The following is a 3,370-nucleotide window of genomic DNA, read 5'->3' as shown; positions in this document are numbered from 1 at the left end:
TGTTCCAGATACGTGACCCACTCTGGATCTTCTGTCCGAAGAAGACTACCTGAGTATAATCCCGCTCTAAAAGCTCTTTAAATTCATTGAAATAGAGTTCGCGGAGATGGTATGGATTATCAAACTCAGGTTCATCACTATAGATTTTCTTATTTGGAGTGGATATGATAACGATACCATCATCCCTCAATAGGCGTTTTATCTCTGAGAGGAGTCGATCATGATCATCAATATGTTCAATCGCCTCAAAACAGATGATGACATCAAAAAGGTTCTCTTCGCGTATCGGTATATCAAGGATATCTCCTCTGATAAATTCAAGATTGTGTCGGATATAGGTATTCTGGGCATGAGATACGACATCAGGATCTATCTCAATGCCGACAACCCTGTTTGCCACTTTTGAAAGGCTATAGGAGCCATACCCTTCTCCAGATGCCAGATCCAGGACATCTTTTCCCTGAACAAACTGTGATACAAATGCGTACCGGTGCTGATGTTCAAAATGAATCTCAGCCCCGCAGACCTCAGGCGGAATAGCAGGAAGATAGCGTTCACCCGTCCAATCAAGTGCGATATTTCTTCTCTGGTCCACGACCTTCTGCGACCTGAAGACAAACGAATTATAGGTGAAAAAGCTGCATAACTCGTTGGCATTATAGTACGTTAGATATCTTTCATAACTCTCTTCATCATCAATTATCGGAATATCATCGGGTCGGTACCATTGGGAGAGCGGAAAAACCTCGGTGGCATAACCGTGTGAATCCACAATTTCAGTTATATCTTCACCAAAATCCGTATACACAAGTGCTCCTTCTTCTCGCAGCGGGTCACCATGATATACACGAGGCAGTAATGGGAGCTCCACCCCATCTCCGGCAGAAATCCTCTTTTGTGTCTTTCTTCCTTCGTGATAGGGTATTGTAAAAATATGGTATCCTCCGGGTTTGAGGACCCGCTGGATCTCCTGAAGTGCCCTCTCAGGATCTTGAACGTGCTCAAGAACGTCCTGGGTTATGACAAGATCGAAGAGTTCATCTGAAAAAGATAGGTTTTGCAGATCTTCACAATGAACACCATTACTCTTTACTCTGCCATGCTCGAGATCATCGAGAAATTCAGAGGCAATATAACCAGGGAGTGTACTGAGCCGATCGTGAATCGGACCTGCTGCCTGTGTTTCATATATCTTCAGGTTGCAGAGCTGAGGTAGTGCCTCCTCAAGAGAGACAATTTCATTCTCTGTATATGTTGAAACAAGTATCCGTGCCAGATCACTGTTACGCCTGCTTGCACCGCATCGTACGCAGAGAGCTTCCCGTAGCGAACACCCCTCTTTTTCGGCAAATGGTCTGGTTTCACCACACACATAGCACCTCGTATCAACATTCTGCTCATCACCTCTTTGATCTGATCTCACACTGTTCTTCGCATATCCATAATACGAGCCACCCTTCTTCGTCAGGACGCAGACGGATTGCCCGATGGTTCCTTTATTTACCATCGTACTTCCGTTGTCCCATGCTATTGTCCCATCAAATCGGATGAATGGCTGATTTCCATCGTGAATTGCTAGGACCTCCAGCCCCAGGTGATCTGCCCAGCTTTCAAGTGCATCCCGGCTTATGAACTGGTTCAATACTTTATAGGAACTGGTATCATCAAGGACCTGTTCAAAATATACGTAATGGGAGGGTATCTGGAACTCAAGGAACGAGATGACGATCCTGCCATTTGGCTTGAGAACCCGTGCAGCATCCTGTAAATAGGTATAAGACTCTGCATGCATCAGATGTGTAAAAACCGAAAAAAAACAGATAAAATCAGCTGAGTTGTCGGGTTCAGGTATTGTTAATCCGGGAGCATCATAGAATCTCCAGTCATCACGGCCGCATAGCTGCTGGGCATATATCAGTAACTCTTTGACAACATCCATCCCGATATACGTGCCTTTTAAATAACGTGTCAATTGATATGCAAGTCGGCCGCTTCCACACCCTATATCAATAACAGTATGATCTTCCTGTAATCCAAGCTGACGAAGAAGGGCACATTCAAGCTTTCCAATAGCTTCAAACTCACCGCCAACTGCTGCGCTCATAGCCTCACGTTTATCTCTCTCTTCAATCAGCATCTCAGTGAATTCCTGATAGTCCTTTTTGTAGTGTGGTGTCTTCATATCATCATTCCTTAGTTCATATCATCCCGGATGTCCGTTAAATCGGTCGTGCTAACATAACGTATCATCTTAATCACTTCTTTTGTAATGTCTATCATCATCCTTATTATTCAGCAACAGATGCCGGATTGATCTTATACAGGAGATGATAGTCCGGAATAGTCATTTTTACCATATCGGAGTTCCATACGACCATCTCATCAGCAACAGCGAATAGCTCATCAAAAAGGAGATTATCCGGGTGAACCCGAATCGCTGTTGAATAGACACGGCAAACAGTCATAGGCAGGTGAATGATCATTCCAAATCCTGTGTACATGATAGCCCATCACCATTATGGGTGCCACCATATATTTATACCAAATGAGAGGTATTATCCCTTATCCATCATTTGAATGGTGAGAAACATCATAATTTCTTATCACAGAAACTTCAGATGTCAAAGTGGGATAGCCCTGTGAATAAGAAGGAAAACGATGCCGCGGACAGGAACCAGCATTTCCGTCACAACCATATGGAGGTGCCATGTCCTCTTCTCATCAGATGAGGGATAGTGAATCAGGAATTGAGATGGCATAACCATCTGATAATTGAATGGTTAAGGTGAAAAACATGAAGCCACAGGAGCCCATCAAACCAGCTATCTTACTTATAAAACCTCCTTCTTTTTCCGGCATTCTGCGCGCCTCTGAGATATCCAGTCAATTTATCCGTTATTTCCCTCATTTTTCTGGTCATCCCAACTTTTTTGCGCCCCTAAGAGGGCATTTCAGTCAGGTTTATATACTCGGCGTACTACTGGCTCATGGACTCCAGCATTGAGTTCTCGGAAAAAGCAGGTCGAATTAAAGAGATTGAACAGGGAACCTCTATCTCAGAATTCCTGAGTTCATCGTATCTGCACACAATTGCACAGACCATTGAACGAGAATACTACCCCACAGGAAGCACCAGATTCAGGTATCCGGTTCATCTCCTGCTGAAACTCCTCATCATCAAGTGTTTCAGGAAACAATCCTATGCCAGGACAATTCATCTCCTGACAGACGAGGATTGTTTTCATCTTGGGGCAGAGTTGGGCCAGGATGGTTACATCATACCCAATTCAGCAACACTCCACTACTTCGTGAAATACCGTCTCGGAGTCAAGGGGATTAAACGGCTCATGCACCTTGTCGGCGAGGCAAT

2 protein-coding genes and 1 pseudogene are annotated in these 3,370 nt (G+C 44.2%); 1 reads left to right on the top strand and 2 read right to left on the bottom strand.

Going from position 1 to position 3,370, the window contains the following annotated elements:
* Positions 1-2,182, bottom strand: a 2,182-nt coding sequence (locus Q7V06_RS04120; RefSeq protein WP_304838505.1) for a methyltransferase domain-containing protein, incomplete at its 3' end; no start/stop codon positions are given.
* Between the two features lie 106 nt (positions 2,183-2,288).
* A complete protein-coding gene (locus tag Q7V06_RS04115) occupies positions 2,289-2,501 on the bottom strand; it encodes a hypothetical protein (RefSeq protein WP_304838502.1) in 213 nt (70 codons plus the stop codon).
* A 486-nt stretch (positions 2,502-2,987) separates the two neighbouring features.
* Between Q7V06_RS04115 and Q7V06_RS04110 the strand changes: the two are divergent.
* Positions 2,988-3,370: pseudogene (locus Q7V06_RS04110) on the top strand (hypothetical protein); the annotation flags it as partial.

Source organism: Methanocalculus sp., from assembly GCF_030651615.1.
Classification (GTDB): Archaea; Halobacteriota; Methanomicrobia; order Methanomicrobiales; family Methanocorpusculaceae; genus Methanocalculus.
Note: the sequence above shows the minus strand (reverse complement) of the source record. Positions and strands in the feature narration are given on the sequence as shown.